A 16,848-nucleotide genomic window follows, 5' to 3' on the forward strand; every position below is an offset into this window, starting at 1 on the left:
CGCATGGCCATGAACGACGAGGAGACCGTGGCCCTGACCGCCGGTGGCCATACGGTCGGCAAATGCCACGGCAACGGCGACGCGGGTCTGTTGGGGCCTGCACCCGAAGCGGCCGATGTGGAGGAGCAGGGGCTCGGCTGGAACAACCACACCAGCCGCGGCATCGGCCGCGACACCGTGACCAGCGGCATCGAAGGCGCCTGGACGACCCACCCGACCCGGTGGGACAACGGCTATTTCGCCATGCTGCTCGAGCATGACTGGGAGCTCAAGAAGAGCCCGGCCGGCGCTTGGCAGTGGGAGCCCAAGGACATCAAGGAGGAAGACAAGCCCGTCGATGTCGAGGATCCTTCGATCCGCTACAATCCGATCATGACCGATGCCGATATGGCCTTGAAGATGGACCCGGCGTATCGGAAGATTTCCGAGCGGTTCTACAAGGATCCCGACTATTTGTCGGAGGTCTTCGCGCGTGCTTGGTTTAAGCTGACGCATCGCGATATGGGCCCCAAGGCGCGCTACATCGGTCCCGATGTCCCGCAGGAAGACCTGATTTGGCAGGATCCGGTACCCGCAGGCCGCACCGACTACGACGTCGACGCGGTAAAGGCCAAGATCGCGACCTGCGGTCTGAGCGTCGGCGACATGGTTGCCACGGCATGGGACAGCGCACGGACCTTCCGTGGCTCGGACATGCGCGGCGGCGCCAACGGCGCACGCATCCGTCTGGCCCCGCAAAAGGACTGGGAGGGCAACGAACCCGAGCGTCTTGCCCGGGTTCTGGGCATCCTCGAGGGCATCGCGTCCGAGACCGGCGCCAGCCTGGCCGACGTCATCGTCCTGGCCGGCAACGTCGGTATCGAGCAGGCCGCCCGGGCAGCCGGTTTTGCGATCGACGTTCCCTTTGCACCCGGTCGTGGCGATGCCACCGAGGCGATGACGGACGCAGAGTCGTTCGAGCCTCTGGAGCCCATCCATGACGGGTATCGCAACTGGCTCAAGAAGGACTATGTCGTCAGCCCCGAAGAGCTGATGCTCGACCGCACGCAGCTGATGGGACTCACCGCACACGAGATGACGGCGCTGGTCGGCGGCATGCGTGTGTTGGGCACCAATCACGGAGGTACCAAGCACGGCGTCTTCACCGATCGGGAAGGCGTTCTCACGAACGACTTCTTTGTGAATCTGACGGATATGGCCTACACCTGGAAGCCGACAGGCATCAACCTGTATGACATCCGTAGCCGCAAGACGGATGAGGTCAAGTGGACGGCGACTCGCGTGGATCTGGTGTTCGGGTCCAACGCGATCCTTCGCGCCTATGCCGAGGTCTACGCGCAGGATGACAACAGGGAAAAGTTCGTGCAAGACTTCGTTGCAGCATGGACGAAGGTCATGAACGCCGACCGCTTCGACCTGGCTTAAGTCTCGGCAGCGCGTCCCACACACCGCCCGCGAGCAGTGCGAGGAGGTCGCAAAGCCGCCGGAAGCCTCTGACCGACAGGGGCTTCCGGTCATGCATGGATACCATCCGCCGAACGCGAGTCCGGCTTCCCGAAATCCTACCGATCCGCCCGAGCGTCCAGCGATCTCGATCGACGACGTCGCAGCGCCCCGAGTACGCGACGACACCACACGAGGAGCAGCCAGCACATGTGGAATGCGGCAGGTCGCACAACGGAGTTGCCATGACCGACGCCTTCGCGGAGCTTGCCCTCCTCTTGGCGATCGCTGCCGGCGCGGGCGCGATTGCGGTGCGCCTGCGCCAGCCCCTGCTGATTGCCTACATCGTCGTCGGCATCGCGGTCGGGCCGGCGGGATTCTCGTTGGTCAGCACCCACGATCAGATCGAGGTGCTCGCCCAAGTCGGTGTAGCGGTGCTCCTGTTCGTGGTGGGTCTGAAGCTGGACCTGACACGGGTGCGCGACATCGGCCCGGTCGCCTTGGCTACCGGCTTGGGACAGCTCGCTTTCACGATTGTCTTCGGCCTCCTGATCGTCCTGGCCTTGGGCAAGGGGCTCGTCGAGGCGCTCTATGTCGCGGTCGCGCTGACCTTCTCGAGTACCATCATCATCGTCAAGCTGCTCTCCGACAAGGGCGAGCTCGACGCGCTCCACGGACGCATCGCGATCGGTTTCCTGATCGTGCAGGATATCGCCGTCGTGCTCGCGATGATGGCGATGAGCGCGCTCGGCACAGGCGTCGACGCCTCGGTTTGGAGTGTCGTGATCGCGCTGACGGGCCGCATCACGGCCGCGGCCATGCTGATGTTCGTGCTGATGCGCTACGTGCTACCGAATCTCCTGCACCGCATCGCGCGCTCGCAGGAGCTGCTCCTGATCTTCGCGATCGCGTGGGGCACGGGGCTCGCGGCACTCGGCGAATGGGTCGGATTTTCCAAGGAAGCAGGCGCCTTTTTGGCCGGTTTCTCATTGGCGTCGACCGCCTATCGCGAGGTGATCAGCGCGCGCTTGACGGGCATCAGAGACTTTCTGCTGCTGTTCTTCTTCATCCATCTCGGTGCCGAGCTTGACCTGACGACCCTCGGTGCCGAGGTCTGGCCCGCCGTCTGGCTGTCGCTGTTCGTGCTCATCGGCAATCCGTTGATCGTGATGGCCATCATGGGCGGGATGGGTTATCGCAAGCGAACGGGGTTTCTGGCAGGCCTGACGGTTGCCCAGATCAGCGAATTCTCGATCGTCTTCGTGGCGATGGGGATCAGCCTGGGTCATGTCGGGGTCGAGGCGCTCGGGCTCACGACCTTGGTCGGGCTGATCACTATCACCCTGTCGACATACATGATCCTATACTCGCACCCCTTGTACCGCATCCTCGCGCCTCTGCTCGGGGTGTTCGAGCGACGCCGGCCTTACCGCGAGATCGCCGATGAAAACCCAGCGTCGGAGGAGATGCAGCCGGAGGTGCTGGTGATCGGGCTTGGCCGCTACGGACTGCGCTTGGCGCGACGCCTGCGCGACGAGGGCCTACAGGTGATCGGCGTGGATTGTGATCCGGACGTTGTACGGCGCTTATCGGAAGCCGGCTTGAGCGTGCGCTTCGGCGATGGCCATGATGCAGCCTTTCTGGATAGTCTCCCCATGGATGGGCTGCGCTGGGTCATCAGCACCTTGCCCGACTTGGATTCAAACCGCGTGCTGCTCTACGCCTTGGCCGAGCGTCGTTTTGCCGGCGAGATCGCCGTCGTCGCCCGCGACGACGCGCAAGGCGCACAGCTCTGGCAGATCGGCGCGCCCGTCATTTTGTACCCCTTCCGCGATGCGGTGGACTTTGCAGCGGACAACATCATGGCCATCATGCGCCGCCGGAGCCAAGCGGATTGACCGGCGGGCTCGCGCAACCACCGCTTGATCCTGCACCGGATTCGCCGGCCGATGAATGCCCTCGCACCGATCTGGTTGCTGGCCGCCCTGCCCCCGCTGTTCCGGGCCGGCAACTTCGTGTTGGCCCGGGCACTGCACGCGGACATCAGCCCCGTCGCACTCTCCTTTTGGCGCTGGGCGATCGCGCTGCTTGTTCTGCTGCCGTTCGCGTACGCCGACCTGTGGCGGCAGCGGACACTGCTGCGGCGTCATTGGCCGGCGCTCACCCTGCTCGCCCTGCTGGGGATCACCAACTACAACACCTTTACCTACCTGGGTCTTCAGAACACGACGGCAACAAACGCCGTCCTGTTGACCTCGGTGACGCCGATGGTGATTCTCGGGCTGTCCGTCCTGCTGTTTCGCGCGCCGCTGCAGCGCGCACAGATCCTCGGCATCCTGCTGTCGCTCGCCGGTGTGGTCCTCGTCGCAACCGAAGGTCGGCCGCAGATGCTCGGGGAGCGTCTGCATCTTTACCATCTGTTCGGCGCACTGACGATCGCCGCGGGCATCGCTCTCGCCACCGCAATCCGATGACGGAGGAATTAAGGGAAGAGCGGTATGCCGAGGTCGAGCGGCAGACGCGCTGACCGCGCCAATCGCAACTGGATCTACGCCGCCGACCCCTTTCCCTAGCAGGTCTTGCAGCTCTCCACCGGCAGCCCTCGGCGTACCCAACCGGGCCCGGCTTTGCTTCCCGCCATGCCCTCGGCGACATGCGAGACGTTGTTGAACCCCAGCTTTTCGAGGGCCTCTCGCGTGTAGCCGGTCCGGTTTCCGGTACGACAGATGAGCACGATCGGGGCGTTCGGATCGCCCTCGACGGCTTTGGCGACATCCTGCACGAAGGTCGGTGCGGTCATATCGATCGTGAGCGCACCGGCCGCAACGCCCGTTTGGCGCCATTCGGCCGGAGTGCGGATATCGATGAACGTGATCTCGCCGGCGCGCGCCTTCTCCAGCGCCTCGGGGGCGGACAGGGTCGAACCGGCTTGTGCTGCGCCGCCGATCAGAAAGAGCGCCGCGAGCACGACGACTGCGTGCTGACGAACGGATCGAAGAATGGACATGGTGACGGGCTCCTTTTGGAACTGCTCTCTGTGAATGGCGTCGGAAATCGGGTCGCGCGCCGACAATCCAAGGCGCAAACGCGCACTGTCTTCGGGAGGCCGACGTCGGCGGACCGAAACCGGAACACGGGCTTGGCTTCGCGGCCCCGTTGACGAGGGCCTCGACCGCCGCCACCTGATCTGAAGAATGCGGATGCGCTCCGACCGACCGGGATTTTCACGGTGAACACCCCCATGCAGACCAACGAGACCCCGCCCCCGGTGTCCCCGGCACTGGCCGACGTCAACGCCGACACGACGCAGCGCGTGGTGGTCGAGACGATGTCGATGACCTGGGAGCCCAGCCCGAGCGGCACCGTGTGGCGCAAGCCGCTGTATCGACAGGGTGGCGAGTCCGGACCCGTGACCAGCCTGGTGCGCTATGCACCGGGCGGTGCCTTCCCGGTGCACGCGCATCCGCAGGGCGAGGAGATCCTGGTGCTGGACGGGGTCTTCTCCGACGAGCACGGCGACTACCCGGCCGGGACCTTCCTGATGAATCCTCACGGCAGTCGTCATTCACCGCGCTCGCAGACCGGCTGCACCCTGTTCGTACGGCTGCGCCAATACCCGGGAACGGATCGGCCGCGACTGGTCGAGGACACGACCGCGACGCACAGCTGGCGACCCGGACTCGTGGAAGGGCTCGGGGTACGCCCGATCTATTCGCAGGGCGGCTACCCGGAGAGCGTGGCGCTGGTGCGCTGGGCACCGGGAACGCACTTCCAGCGACACACCCATTGGGGCGGCGAGGAGATCCTGGTGCTCGAGGGCGAGTTTGCCGACGAGCATGGCCGCTACCCGGAAGGCACCTGGATCCGCAGTCCGCACATGAGCCAACATACCCCGTTTTCGGATACGGGGTGTCTGATTTACGTGCGCGTCGGCGGGCTATGACACGCCGCTGATCGGGCGGACAAGGACGGTCAGCTCCGGGCCGTCAGGGCGCGAGCATGATAGGCCAGATGCTCCCCGATGAAGGTCGCGATGAAGTGGTAGCTGTGGTCATAGTCGGGCTGCATCCGCAGAATCAGCGGGATGCCGCGCTCCTTGCAGGCTTGCGACAGGGCCTCGGGTCTGAGCTGGCCTTCGCGTAGGAACTCGTCGTCGGTGCCCTGATCGATGAACAAGGGCATCGCCTCGGCGCCCGCGCGGATCAGCTCGGTGGCGTCCCAGTCCTTCCAGGTCGCCGTGTCGTCGCCCAGATAGGCGGCGAAACAACCGCGACCCCAGCCGGACTCCACCGGGTTGCAGATGGGCGCGAAGGCGGACACCGAGCGGTAAAGTCCGGGGTTCTTCAGTGCGCTGATCAGGGCACCGTGCCCGCCCATCGAATGCCCGGTGATGGAGCGACGTCCGGGGATGAGCGGCAGCTCGCGCTCCACCAAGGCCGGCAGCTCCAGGTTCACGTAGTCGAACATCCGATAATGCGCGGCCCAAGGCTCACGCGCCGCGTTGATGTAGAAGCCGGCGCCCTGTCCCAGATCGTAACGGTCCGGCGCATCGGCCACCGGCTCGCCGCGCGGACTGGTGTCCGGCATCACGAGCGCCAGACCCAGCTCGGCGGCATAACGCTGGGCGCCGGCCTTGACCCGGACGTTGTCGTCGGTGCAGGTCAGCCCGGAGAGAAAATAGACGGCCGGCACGGCAGCGGCCTCGGCCTGCGGGGGCAGGTAGACCGAGAAGGTCATGCGGCAGTTGCAGACGTCGGAGTCGTGGGTGTAGCGCTCCAACCAGCCGTCGAATTCGCGAATGCGTTCGATGCGTTCCATCTTCGGACCCTCGGAGTACGATCAAGACTCGGAATTGCGTCCCCCCTCCCCTCGCGGGAGGGGGCAAGTGGAAGGGGTCTTTGCGGTTACGCTCAGAACAGAATCACGGAGCGGATACTCTCGCCGCTGTGCATGAGATCGAATGCGCGGTTGATGTCTTCCAGCGGCATGGTGTGGGTCACCATGCGGTCCACCTCGATCTCGCCGGCCAGGTATTGCTCGACATAGACCGGGAGTTGGGTGCGACCCTTGACCCCGCCGAAGGCGCTGCCCTTCCAGGTGCGGCCGGTCACCAGCTGAAACGGCCGGGTGCGGATCTCCTGTCCGGCGCCGGCAACACCGATGATGGTCGAGACACCCCAGCCCATGCGGCAGCACTCGAGCGCCTGTCGCATCACGTCCACATTGCCGATGCACTCGAAGGAATAGTCCACACCACCGCGGGTCATCTCGACGATGGCCTCGGTGACGCTGTCGGTCAGATCCTTCGGGTTGATGCAGTCGGTGGCGCCGAGCTGACGCGCCATCTCGAACTTGGCCGGATTCAGATCCACCGCGATGATGCGGGCCGCCTTCGCCATGACCGCGCCCTGAATGACGGACAGGCCGATCCCGCCGAGTCCGAAGACAGCAACCGTCGAGCCGGCCTCCACCTTGGCCGTATTCAAGACCGCACCGATGCCGGTGGTGATCCCGCAACCGAGCAGGCAGACCTTATCGAGCGGTGCGGCGGGATTGATCTTCGCCAGGGCAATCTCGGGCACGACCGTATATTCCGAGAAGGTCGAGCAGCCCATGTAGTGGAAGATCGGCTTGCCTTTGTGCGAGAAGCGACGTGTCCCGTCCGGCATGTAGCCGGTCCAAACCGTGGAGGCGATGGATTGGCAGAGGTTGGACTTGGTCGAACGGCAGTATTCACAGTCGCCGCACTCCGGGATATAGAGCGGGATGACATGATCCCCTGGCTTCAGGCCCTTCACGCCCGGCCCGCACTCCACCACCTCGCATCCGCCCTCGTGACCGAGCACGCAGGGGAAGGCACCTTCCGGATCTTGTCCGGACAGCGTAAAGGCATCCGTATGGCAGACGCCCGAGGCGATGACCTTGAGCAGGACCTCGCCCTCCTTCGGACCCTCGACATCGATCTCTTCGATGGACAGGGGCTTTGCGGGCTCCCAGGCGACGGCGGCTCTTGCTTTCATGGTTCTCTCCGGTGGTGATCGGCGCAAGGTGGCGCCGCGGGCGCGACGCACAATCGTTTGTTCCCAAAGAAGACCGATCGCGATGAACGACCGAATTTCGCATCAGGCCGCGCCGATCCGACCCGCACGGAACCTGTGCTCCGCGGGAGACGCGGTCCGAATCTCCTGCCAGGCCGGGTGCAGCTCGATCAGTGACAGCGCCCGTTCAAGCAGCGTCTTACCCGGTTCCATCTTGAACCAGGTCGAGGCGCCCGAGGGATGCGGGAGCGGGATGAGGTCGGCCTCCAAACCGCTCGGGGAGCGATAGGGCCACTGGGCTCCGACGACATCATTCAGACGCTTGGACGCCATGAACTGGACGATGGCGAGCTTGCCGACCGGGATGATCAAGCGGGGCCGTGCCAGCTCGACCTCCGTTCGCCACCAGCCGCTGCATCGCTCGACCTCCGCGGCGTCGGGAACCCGGTCGCCGCCTTTCGGGGCCTTGCCGGGAAAGCAGCGGCAGACGGCACTCATGAGGGCGCGACTGCGAAAGGTCGGCTCGTCGATCCCGATGGACTCGAACCAACGAAAGAGCGTCTTGCCGGCGGTCCAGCAAAACGGAATGCCCTGCAGGATCTCGCGCGTGCCCGGGGCCTGACCGACCATCATGACCGGCGAGATGACCGCCTGACCGTGCACGGGCGGCCCCTGCATCCCGGAGCAGCGCCGACAGCCGACGAGATCGCGATACAGGTGCGCGAGCGCGTCGACGCCTTGCGTTCCCTGCCACGCCGTCATGGCCTCGCCGTCATGACCACCCGTCATGGTTGGAGACGCCGCAGGATCTTTTCGATCTGAGCGCGATGCGTCCGATTATGGATCGCCGCCACGGCGTGCCATTGACGGGCATTGAGCGGACCGAACCAAGGATGCGGGTGCCGTTCGCGCGAGCGCAGCGTGCCCAGTCGCTGGACCACATCCGTATAGCGCTCGACCGCGGCTCCCAACGCGGTGATCCGGTCCGGTCCGGCGTCATCGTGCGGCCGGACGTCCTCCAGACCGATCTCGGCGCCGTGATTGTGATCGGTGCAGATCGCGTGGATCAGGACCATGACGGCGGTGTTGACCATGACGAGATGGTCGAGCGTCATGTAGACGGACCAATCGCGGCTGCTCTCCTCGATCCCCGGAAAGCGCGCGATCCGCACTCGAGCCCTCCCCTGCTCGTCCGAGAGACCTTGCGCGAGCGTTTTGGCCTGCAGAGCATCGCGTCGGAACGCCCGCAGGATCGCTGCCGGGGACACGAACGAGGCGTAGAGACGCAGCCCGAGATCCGCAGCGCGGCGCTCGTGCCAGGGGATCCCGGCAGGAGCGGCATCCAGATCGTCCCGCGCCTCGGTCATGGCTGGCTCTTGCCCCAGGTGTCGCGGAGCCCGACGGTGAGATTGAAAACCGGGCGCTGGGGCGTCGAATCGGCATCGACGACGAAGTAACCCTCGCGCTCGAACTGAAAACGTGCGCCCGCTTCGGCACCCTGCAAGGCCGGCTCGAGGACGGCATCGGTGAGGATTTGTAGTGAATCGGGATTGATGTCGGAACGAAAATCGGCCCCGCCTGCGCCCGGCACCGGGACGCGGAACAGCCGATCGTAGAGCCTGATCTGCGCCCGCACGCCATGATCGGCCGACACCCAATGGACAACGCCCTTGACCTTGCGGCCTTGGGGATCGCGGCCGAGGGTGTCCAGATCGGCGCTGACCCGAAGCTCGACGATCCCGCCGTCGGCATCCTTCACAACCTCCTCGCAGCGGATCACGTAGGCATTGCGCAGACGCACCTCGCCGCCCGGGACCAGGCGCTTGAAGCCTTTGGGCGGGATCTCCTCGAAGTCGGCCCGATCGATATAGATTTCGCGTCCGAACGGTACGGCACGCAGACCCAGTGCCTCGTCCTTGGGATGATTGCGCGCCTCGATCGACTCCGTTCGGTCCTCCGGATAGTTTGTGATGACGACCTTCAGTGGACGCAGCACGGCCATCCGACGCGGCGCGGTCGCATCCAGGTCTTCACGGATGGTGCTCTCGAGCAGGGCCATCTCGACCAGGTTGTCCGACTTGGTGATCCCGACCCGCTCGCAGAAGTCGCGGATCGCACCCGGCGTGTAGCCACGGCGGCGCAGGCCGGCCACTGTCGGCATGCGCGGATCGTCCCAGCCGTGGACATGGTGCTCGCCGACCAGCTCGGTCAGGCGCCGCTTGCTCATCACCGTATATTCGAGGTTCAGCCGGCTGAACTCGATCTGACGCGGCTTGCAGGGCACCGAGACGTTGTCCACGCACCAGTCGTAAAGCGGGCGATGGTCCTCGAACTCGAGCGTGCAGAGCGAGTGCGTGATGCCTTCGAGCGCATCGGAGATGGGATGGGTGTAGTCGTAGGTCGGATAGAGACACCAGGCGGAGCCGGTCTGATGATGGACGACACCGTGCTTGATGCGATAGAGCACCGGGTCTCGCAGGTTGATGTTCGGCGAGGCCATGTCGATGCGCGCGCGCAGGGTGCGGGCGCCGTCCGGGAACTCGCCGGCGCGCATCCGTTTGAAGAGGTCGAGATTCTCCTCGACCGTGCGATCGCGATAGGGGCTGTCCCGGCCCGGCTCGGTCAGGGTCCCGCGGTAGCTGCGGGTCTCCTCGGCGTTCAGGTCGCAGACGTAGGCCAGTCCCTTCTCGATCAGCTCGATGGCGAACGCGTAGAGCTGCTCGAAATAGTCGGATGCGAAATAGACCCGATCGCCCCAGTCGAATCCGAGCCAACGCACGTCGGCCTTGATGGAGTCGACGAACTCGACGTTCTCCTTGTGCGGATTGGTGTCGTCGAAGCGCAGATTGCAGGTGCCCCCGAACGCCCGCGCAAGACCGAAGTTCAGGACGATCGACTTGGCGTGCCCGATATGCAGATAACCGTTCGGCTCCGGCGGGAAGCGCGTGACGATGCGCGCGTGCTTGCCGGCAGCCAGATCGGCCTCGATGATCTGGCGGATAAAATTGGTGCGTGGCGTCTCGACGGTGTCGCTCATGATGCTCTTGCTGCGATTGGCGGGTGGGCCGTGCGCTCCCCGAAGCGGCCCCAAGCCCCGCATTCTAGCGCTTGCCGCCCGGATTGAAAGGGTCGCGGGCGGCTCGGGATCGCGTCCGAGGCCATCGCGTGAACGACCCGCTCGCCGCGGCAAGTTGCGCTATCCTGAATTGCCGTCCGTCCAGGACAGACTCAACCCGGTCGAGGTCCTTATGCTGGTCACATTTCGAACCAAGGCGTACGCCAACATCACCATGTTCGGGGACGTCGCCGTCGCGCTCCTCAAACTGATGGGGCAAAGCGGCACGGTCCCGGGCGCACTCATGCCGGAGGACATCCCGGCGGCCTTGGCGAGATTGAAGGCCGCGGTGGAGGAGCACGCACAGGAGCCTCTGGACCCGGCGCCGAACAGCGCTCAACCTGCACCGCAGGACGGCAAAGAAGGTCAACACGTGAGCCTCGCACACCGGGCGCTGCCTTTGATCGAGCTGCTGACCGCTGCAGCGGCCGACGGCGAATTTGTGATGTGGGATTGAAGCGCGCCCGACGCAGGTTCTGGTTTCCATGAAAAGGACAGCGTTGAGTGGCGGTCCGGTTGAAACGATATCAGGTAGGCCGCGTGGCCCAATCGACCCAAGTTGGAGACCACGCGGCGACTCGATCATCCACCGCCGAACGAGACCACCGATGGAATACGCTACCTTCAAATCACTCCAGGCCCTCTTGTTCTTCGGCAGCGCTATGGGCTTTTGCCTGTGGCAGCTCGCCGTGATTCGCCGCATCCGGCGCGAGGACGCCGAGGCGCGCGAGAAGAAGCAGGCCGAGACGTCGGTCGCCGGACCGATGCTTGCCGAGCAATCCGTCGAGAGCCATTGAAAGCCGCCCGGAGGCTCGTCGAGTGCGAATAGACGGAACCTCGCCCTCGGCCGGACTCGAATGGTGCAGCACCCGATCAGGGGTTCGTTCCGGTCTCCGCCACCTCGACCATGACCTCGTTTCGCCGCATGAACCAGAGCGAGAAGGGCGAGTTGTAACGCGCATAGACGGGCGCGGCGACGGGCTTCAGGCCGGCCGATTCGACGGCACGCAGGAGTCCTCTCTCGTTTTCCCGATAGCTCTTTTCGGTCCAGCGTCCGGAATAGCGCCGCACCGCCATCAGCTTGCCGGGCTCTTCACGCAACCGCACCCGCGGGTCGACCGGCTCGGGCAGGGTGTCCAGCGTAAACCGATCCGGCATGACGAAGCTGACCACGAAGGTCTCGCCCTCGGTCCCGCTCGCCGGGCGCTGTACAACGGGCGCGGTCATCTCGATGCGCTCGCCCTCGCCCGCCGCCGGCCGCTGGCTGACCGGCGCCGTCATCTCGATCTTGGTATCCGCGCGATTGTCTCCGAAGATGTAGCCGGCAAGGATGCGAAACGCCTGATTCCCGGCCTCGTCGAAGGGGCCGGCGACTTCGGTCTCGGCAACCGCATAGGACGGATAACGGCGTAGCTCGAAATCGGGAAAGGTTCGAACGACCGTGTAGTTGGGTTCCTCGACCGCCATCGCTTCGATCACTCCGAACGCCATGAGAAGGGCGCACACCAGGGTCGTGGTCGTGCGCAGGGTCTTGAATCTTGATCCGGTCATCGCAGGTGCCTCTTGTTCCCGGTATCGGGGGTTGACTGTTGGCACGGCCCGGTCTCGACATCGCCCGGACCAAGGTGTTCACCTTGTTTCTGAATCGTCGCTTTCGGCGGGTCGTTCGGGCAGATCCGGCGGATGGAGCTGGAAAGCCCGCCGGATCAATTCCGGATCATCGACCCGAATGACGAGCTGAAAGCGACCTCCCGGCCCGACGCGATAAGGGTGTCCGTAGAGGTCGATCAGCGTGCCGGGTGCGGCACAGCCGTTGATGCGCAGCTCGGCCTCGATCAACAGCTCGGTGCCGCCGGGCGTCGGCTGGCCGTAGCGCATCGGCGCGGTCGGCGATGGGCTCGCGCGCCGCTCGGCGGGATGAGCGGGCTCGGGGATGGTGTCTTCGCCCCATGGTGCAGAGACGTCCTCGCGTGGCGCCGGGGCTTCCGAATCGGGATCCGGCGACCTGATCGGCGATTGACCGACGCGATCGGGCTGTATCGGGATCTCGGCGACCAGCGTGACCTCGCGGTCCGGAACACGGCCGAACTCGTGACCGGGACCCAGATCAAGGCCCGCACGCAGTCGGGCCAAAACGTCGACGGCGCGGATTCCGGGCTGCTCGGCAACGACAGATCGCGTGCCGAGCGGCTCGCGTGCCGTTGAGGACGGCGTCGCTGCCGCTCCCGACTTCGGAGGATCGGTCCCCGGCGTCGCAGCCGGCGCCGGTGCCTCGATCAGCGCATCGGAGGGTGCCCTGATCCTCTCGACGGTCGGGAAGCGGACATCGACCCGCGCGCCGTGATCAAGGACGTTGGATCGGGCGAGCATCACCCAACCGCCCGACGCATCGCTCAGACCCAACTCGGCGTCGTAACGCGCCGGCCGCGCATCGACCGAAAAGACGTGCTCCCCGTGGCCACCCGGGCTGCGCAGCTGCAGGGCGATTTCTTCCACCTGCGTTGTGCCGTCGGCATGAAGGCGCCGCAGACGCAGCACGGGCGCCGCCTTGGCGCCGCCACGTCCGAAACCGGCTGCCGCGGGGATAAGATCGTCGCCCGAGAGGCGCCAGAAGGCGCAGAGTCCGCCCTCCCCTGCGCTCGCCAACACGAGATGCGTCCCGCGCTCGCGTAAGGGGAATCGTGGTACCAGCGTCCGTTTCACTGCGCGAGACCGCCTGAACTAAGCCCGTTCGCATCCGCCCGGGACGCCTGCGTGAGCGTGAGCGCGATCTGCGCCTCGTCCAATGCGAGCGACGCGTCATGGGTCCGTGCGTGCAGATGCGGGATCCAGGAATCGCCCCAAAAGAGAAAACAGCTGGTTTCGGCCTCGAGGATCAAACGACGGGCGCGCGCGAGGTGCTCGCAGCACCGAGCGGTCGCGTCCGCAGATCCACGCTTGATCTGCCAGTAGCGGGCACTCAACTGCGCAACCTCCGCGACGGCTTCGCGTTGGCGCTCGCTGCCCGCCCACCGGGAGAGATCCTCCCCGGAGGTGGATCCGACGTTCCATGCGCCGGTCTGGACCTGCGCGTGGGCGGTCGGCGTCACCCGACCGAGATAGTCTGCCAGACGGACCGGGATGATCGGGCAGGTCCCGTCGCGCACCTGCTCCATATAAGGCGCGAAGAAATGGCCGAAGAATCCGGATGGCTCGTGGGTCTGGCGAAACCAGCCGCCGTTCTCGCCGTCCGACCAGGTCGTGACCAGTCGTCTCTCGTCCGGCCGCGGCGAGCCTGCGGTCCGCCACAAGACCTCGTCGCGAAACCAACGCGGATTCAGCCCGCTCTCTTGGGCGTTGGAGACCTCGCGATCGCGCGGGACGACGCTGATGCAGACACCCTCGTGGCAAGCGATATAAGGGCGAAAGATATCGCTGATGCCGTCCTCGGGGCGCACATGCACGCCGTCGACGACCACGTAGTCGTAGCCGGCCTGCACCAGCGCGGGGATCATGGCCATGGTGAAGGCCATCTCCGGGGGCCAAAAGCCGCGCGGGGCGCGACCGAAGACCTGCTCCATCCGTGTCCGCCCCAAGGCAAGCTGCTCGGACCAATCGGCATGCGGGATCAGGGGGAAGATGGGGTGGGAGTAGCCCATGCCGATCAGCTCGATATTATCGGCCTCGCGGTAGCGCGCGAGCATCTCCGGGATATCGACGATGTGACGATACCGATCGACGATTTCGGGATCGAGGAGCTGCTCGAGCAAGACACCTGAGAAACCGACATGAAGCCGGGCGACGTCGCGATACTGCAGGGCATAGCACGGCACGCGCTCGTAGCACCTGATGATCTCCTCGGCCTCCCAAGGATTGGCATCGATCAGGAGGCGCAGGTTTCCGGGCGGCTGGTGCATGTGCAACCCGAGGGCGTGATGGATGTCGGTCCGAGTCATGAATCACCACAGTCAGGGGGATGCCTGTATGGATCGTCGGCGGTCGGCCTTCAGCGGGGGATGGGGTTCGTTCGCTCTACCCATCCTACGCCCTCGGAGCGTCGGCGCTCTTCTCTTCTTTAGGCTCAGCGTCCCTCGAAGATCTGAATACTGCGCGAGCGCACCAGGACGGCGTCTGTTTCGAGCGCGACCTGATCCTCGGGCAGGATGAGATCGGTCGGGCTGGCCCGTCCGGTGTCGAGCGCGGTGTGCCAACGACACTGCTCGATCGCCGGGATCTCGAAGCGCTTCGCCTCGGCATCCATGTTGATGAGGACGCACAGCAAGTCGTCGTCTTGGCGCGCGCGCGCCAAGGTGAAGGCGAGCACCCGCGCGTCCGGGTCATCCCAGGGCGGATCGCCCGGCGCGGTCCCGTGCCAGACCACATCCGGAAGATCGCTGCTGTTGCGCGGCTGGCCGGACAGGAAGTGACGGCGACGCAGACTCGCGTGACGCTTGCGCAAGGCGATCAATCCGCGCACGAAGCGCAGCATATCGCCGTTGCGCTCGACCAACGACCAGTCGAACCACCCCAAGGGGTTGTCCTGGCACCAAGTGTTGTTGTTGCCCTGTTGGGTGCGCAGCACCTCGTCGCCGGCCAAGAGCATCGGGATACCCTGGCTCATGAACATCAGGGTCAAGAGGTTCTTGGCCTGACGCCTGCGCAGCGCGAGGATCTCGGGATTCTCGGTCTCGCCCTCCACACCGCAGTTCCAGCTCAGGTTGTTGTCGGTCCCGTCGCGATTCTCCTCACGGTTGGCGCGGTTGTATTTGCGCTCGTAGGAGACGAGGTCCCATAGGGTGAAGCCATCGTGGCAGGTGACGAAGTTCACGCTGTTGATGGGCTGGCGCAGGTTGGCCTGATAGAGATCGCTGCTGCCCGCAATCCGGGTGGCGATCTCCGGCACCAGCCCCGGGTCTCCGCGAACGAAACGGCGTACGCTGTCGCGAAAGCAGCCGTTCCATTCCATCCAGCGATAGCCGGGAAAGCTGCCGACCTGATACAGGCCCGCAGCGTCCCAGGCCTCGGCGATGATCTTGGATGCGTTGAGCGTATCGGAGAGCTCGATCGCCCAGAGCACGGGCGGATTGGCCATCGGTCGGCCGTCCGAGTCACGCGCCATGGCGCTGGCGAGATCGAAACGGAACCCGTCCACATGCATCTCGCGCACCCAATACTCGAGTGCGTCGATGATGAAACGGGACACGACGGGGTGATTGGCGTTGACCGTATTGCCGCAGCCGGTGAAGTCCAGATAGATACGCTTGTCCAGACTGTCCAGGCAGTAGAAGGTCTCGTTGCCGAGTCCCTTGAAGCTCATGGTCGGACCGCCGGTGCCGCCTTCGCTGGTGTGGTTGAACACCACATCCAGGATGACGCCGATGCCGGCCTTGTGCAGGGCCTTGACCATGTCGCGGAACTCGCGCCGATGCGTGCCCTGCTCGGGCGTGACACAGTAACCGGGATGGGGCGAGAAGAAGCCGAAGCTGCTGTAGCCCCAGAAGTTGCGCAGCCCCGCCTCCCAGACGCCCGGCGGAACGTCCTGCTCGTCGAAGGCCATGACCGGCATCAGCTCGACATGGGTGATGCCGAGGTCCTGCAGATAAGGAATCTTTTCGATCAGACCGAGGAAGGTCCCGGGATGATGCACGCCCGAGCTGGCATGCCGGGTAAAGCCGCCGACATGCAGCTCGTAGATGATGGTCTGCTCGGTGGGGCGGCGGATCGGCGTGTCGCCTTCCCAGTTGTACTCCTCGGCGAGAACCATGGCACGGGGCGAGTCATGGGGCTTCACACCCTTGTTCAGGCGACTCCAGCGATCCCAATGCGAGAGGTTGACTGCACGCGCCCAGGGGTCGAGCAGCTCGGTGCCGGCATCGAAACGCCAACCGTGGGCACGGGGCTCGAACGGACCTTCCATACGCCAGGTGTAGTGGGTTCCCGGCGGCAGATCCACGACCAGAACATGCCAGTAGAAGAAGGTGTGGTTGACCTCCGGATCCAGCCGGATGATCTGGAAGGGCTCCGAGCTGTCCGCGCTGCGATAAAGCAGCAGCTCGGCCCCGCAGGCATGGCGGCTGAATACGGAGAAGTTGACCCCGTCGTCCTCGACGCTCGCCCCGTTGGGATAGCGACGACCGGGAAGGATCTGAAAAGGACCTTGATCGACTGGCATGGCGGTGATGCTTGATGTAGTAATGCCGAGCGAGCTCGGATGCGGTTGGCGCCGTCGGCCGACCCGCGAAAGCAAATAGAATAACACGCGCCCCTTTAACC

At 65.0% G+C, this 16,848-nt stretch carries 16 protein-coding genes; 6 read left to right on the forward strand and 10 right to left on the reverse strand.

Going from position 1 to position 16,848, the window contains the following annotated elements; genetic code table 11:
• The 3 genes from katG to B4N44_RS10205 all read left to right on the forward strand — a co-directional run.
• The coding region (gene katG / locus B4N44_RS10195; protein WP_296700249.1) for a catalase/peroxidase HPI at nucleotides 1-1,425 on the forward strand (1,425 nt) is incomplete at its 5' end.
• A 263-nt stretch (nucleotides 1,426-1,688) separates the two neighbouring features.
• Entirely contained in the window at nucleotides 1,689-3,341 is a 1,653-nt protein-coding gene (locus B4N44_RS10200) for a cation:proton antiporter (protein ID WP_296700252.1), read from the forward strand.
• Nucleotides 3,342-3,392: 51 nt separating this feature from the next.
• Nucleotides 3,393-3,917 (forward strand): DMT family transporter, encoded by a 525-nt coding sequence (locus tag B4N44_RS10205; RefSeq protein WP_296700255.1) that lies wholly within the window; start codon nucleotides 3,393-3,395, stop codon nucleotides 3,915-3,917.
• Between the two features lie 95 nt (nucleotides 3,918-4,012).
• Here B4N44_RS10205 and B4N44_RS10210 read toward each other — a convergent pair whose 3' ends face one another.
• Nucleotides 4,013-4,450 (reverse strand): rhodanese-like domain-containing protein, encoded by a 438-nt coding sequence (locus B4N44_RS10210; protein WP_296700257.1) that lies wholly within the window; start codon nucleotides 4,448-4,450, stop codon nucleotides 4,013-4,015.
• Nucleotides 4,451-4,684: 234 nt separating this feature from the next.
• Here B4N44_RS10210 and B4N44_RS10215 point away from each other — a divergent pair, with 234 nt between their 5' ends.
• Nucleotides 4,685-5,386, forward strand: a complete 702-nt coding sequence (locus B4N44_RS10215) for a cupin domain-containing protein (protein WP_296700434.1) — start codon at nucleotides 4,685-4,687, stop codon at nucleotides 5,384-5,386.
• 29 nt (nucleotides 5,387-5,415) lie between these two features.
• On the opposite strand, the gene fghA is transcribed toward B4N44_RS10215, so the two are convergent.
• The 5 genes from fghA to B4N44_RS10240 form a co-directional block, all read right to left on the reverse strand.
• The gene (fghA, locus tag B4N44_RS10220) at nucleotides 5,416-6,261 is read right to left on the reverse strand and encodes an S-formylglutathione hydrolase (protein WP_296700260.1); all 846 of its coding nucleotides are present in this window, start codon (nucleotides 6,259-6,261) and stop codon (nucleotides 5,416-5,418) included.
• Nucleotides 6,262-6,353: 92 nt separating this feature from the next.
• Nucleotides 6,354-7,463 (reverse strand): S-(hydroxymethyl)glutathione dehydrogenase/class III alcohol dehydrogenase, encoded by a 1,110-nt coding sequence (locus B4N44_RS10225; RefSeq protein ID WP_296700262.1) that lies wholly within the window; start codon nucleotides 7,461-7,463, stop codon nucleotides 6,354-6,356.
• Nucleotides 7,464-7,565: 102 nt separating this feature from the next.
• The gene (locus tag B4N44_RS10230) at nucleotides 7,566-8,270 is read right to left on the reverse strand and encodes a uracil-DNA glycosylase family protein (RefSeq protein WP_296700265.1); all 705 of its coding nucleotides are present in this window, start codon (nucleotides 8,268-8,270) and stop codon (nucleotides 7,566-7,568) included.
• The gene (locus B4N44_RS10235; protein WP_296700268.1) at nucleotides 8,267-8,848 is read right to left on the reverse strand and encodes a DinB family protein; all 582 of its coding nucleotides are present in this window, start codon (nucleotides 8,846-8,848) and stop codon (nucleotides 8,267-8,269) included. Before B4N44_RS10235 ends, B4N44_RS10230 begins: the two co-directional genes overlap by 4 nt.
• A complete protein-coding gene (locus tag B4N44_RS10240) occupies nucleotides 8,845-10,518 on the reverse strand; it encodes a glutamine--tRNA ligase/YqeY domain fusion protein (protein ID WP_296700270.1) in 1,674 nt (557 codons plus the stop codon). The genes B4N44_RS10235 and B4N44_RS10240 overlap by 4 nt, the downstream gene beginning before the upstream one ends.
• A 211-nt stretch (nucleotides 10,519-10,729) precedes the next feature.
• Here B4N44_RS10240 and B4N44_RS10245 point away from each other — a divergent pair, with 211 nt between their 5' ends.
• Both B4N44_RS10245 and B4N44_RS10250 read left to right on the forward strand, forming a co-directional pair.
• A complete protein-coding gene (locus B4N44_RS10245) occupies nucleotides 10,730-11,053 on the forward strand; it encodes a DUF1840 domain-containing protein (RefSeq protein WP_296700273.1) in 324 nt (107 codons plus the stop codon).
• A 151-nt stretch (nucleotides 11,054-11,204) separates the two neighbouring features.
• On the forward strand, nucleotides 11,205-11,393 hold the full coding sequence (locus B4N44_RS10250; protein ID WP_296700276.1) for a hypothetical protein: 189 nt from the start codon (nucleotides 11,205-11,207) through the stop codon (nucleotides 11,391-11,393).
• A 76-nt stretch (nucleotides 11,394-11,469) separates the two neighbouring features.
• On the opposite strand, the gene B4N44_RS10255 is transcribed toward B4N44_RS10250, so the two are convergent.
• The 4 genes from B4N44_RS10255 to glgX all read right to left on the reverse strand — a co-directional run bounded on the left by B4N44_RS10255 (nucleotide 11,470) and on the right by glgX (nucleotide 16,747).
• The gene (locus tag B4N44_RS10255; protein WP_296700279.1) at nucleotides 11,470-12,147 is read right to left on the reverse strand and encodes an SOUL family heme-binding protein; all 678 of its coding nucleotides are present in this window, start codon (nucleotides 12,145-12,147) and stop codon (nucleotides 11,470-11,472) included.
• Nucleotides 12,148-12,225: 78 nt separating this feature from the next.
• Complete coding sequence (locus B4N44_RS10260; RefSeq protein WP_296700281.1) at nucleotides 12,226-13,299, reverse strand: hypothetical protein; 1,074 nt, start codon at nucleotides 13,297-13,299, stop codon at nucleotides 12,226-12,228.
• Nucleotides 13,296-14,531 (reverse strand): glycoside hydrolase family 57, encoded by a 1,236-nt coding sequence (locus B4N44_RS10265; RefSeq protein ID WP_296700283.1) that lies wholly within the window; start codon nucleotides 14,529-14,531, stop codon nucleotides 13,296-13,298. The genes B4N44_RS10260 and B4N44_RS10265 overlap by 4 nt, the downstream gene beginning before the upstream one ends.
• A 125-nt stretch (nucleotides 14,532-14,656) precedes the next feature.
• On the reverse strand, nucleotides 14,657-16,747 hold the full coding sequence (glgX, locus tag B4N44_RS10270) for a glycogen debranching protein GlgX (RefSeq protein ID WP_296700285.1): 2,091 nt from the start codon (nucleotides 16,745-16,747) through the stop codon (nucleotides 14,657-14,659).
• Nucleotides 16,748-16,848: the final 101 nt, after the last annotated feature.

This window comes from Thiocapsa sp. UBA6158, assembly GCF_002423035.1.
In the GTDB taxonomy this organism is placed as follows: domain Bacteria; phylum Pseudomonadota; class Gammaproteobacteria; order Chromatiales; family Chromatiaceae; genus Thiocapsa.

Excerpts from the sequence above, each read along its gene's own strand:
- glgX (WP_296700285.1), bottom strand. The coding sequence starts at position 16,747 with ATGCCAGTCGATCAAGGTCCTTTTCAGATCCTTCCCGGTCGTCGCTAT.
- B4N44_RS10215 (WP_296700434.1), top strand. The coding sequence starts at position 4,685 with ATGCAGACCAACGAGACCCCGCCCCCGGTGTCCCCGGCACTGGCCGAC.
- B4N44_RS10210 (WP_296700257.1), bottom strand. The coding sequence starts at position 4,450 with ATGTCCATTCTTCGATCCGTTCGTCAGCACGCAGTCGTCGTGCTCGCG.
- B4N44_RS10205 (WP_296700255.1), top strand. The coding sequence starts at position 3,393 with ATGAATGCCCTCGCACCGATCTGGTTGCTGGCCGCCCTGCCCCCGCTG.
- B4N44_RS10240 (WP_296700270.1), bottom strand. The coding sequence starts at position 10,518 with ATGAGCGACACCGTCGAGACGCCACGCACCAATTTTATCCGCCAGATC.
- B4N44_RS10255 (WP_296700279.1), bottom strand. The coding sequence starts at position 12,147 with ATGACCGGATCAAGATTCAAGACCCTGCGCACGACCACGACCCTGGTG.
- B4N44_RS10265 (WP_296700283.1), bottom strand. The coding sequence starts at position 14,531 with ATGACTCGGACCGACATCCATCACGCCCTCGGGTTGCACATGCACCAG.
- B4N44_RS10230 (WP_296700265.1), bottom strand. The coding sequence starts at position 8,270 with ATGACGGGTGGTCATGACGGCGAGGCCATGACGGCGTGGCAGGGAACG.
- B4N44_RS10200 (WP_296700252.1), top strand. The coding sequence starts at position 1,689 with ATGACCGACGCCTTCGCGGAGCTTGCCCTCCTCTTGGCGATCGCTGCC.
- fghA (WP_296700260.1), bottom strand. The coding sequence starts at position 6,261 with ATGGAACGCATCGAACGCATTCGCGAATTCGACGGCTGGTTGGAGCGC.
- B4N44_RS10235 (WP_296700268.1), bottom strand. The coding sequence starts at position 8,848 with ATGACCGAGGCGCGGGACGATCTGGATGCCGCTCCTGCCGGGATCCCC.
- B4N44_RS10225 (WP_296700262.1), bottom strand. The coding sequence starts at position 7,463 with ATGAAAGCAAGAGCCGCCGTCGCCTGGGAGCCCGCAAAGCCCCTGTCC.
- B4N44_RS10245 (WP_296700273.1), top strand. The coding sequence starts at position 10,730 with ATGCTGGTCACATTTCGAACCAAGGCGTACGCCAACATCACCATGTTC.
- B4N44_RS10250 (WP_296700276.1), top strand. The coding sequence starts at position 11,205 with ATGGAATACGCTACCTTCAAATCACTCCAGGCCCTCTTGTTCTTCGGC.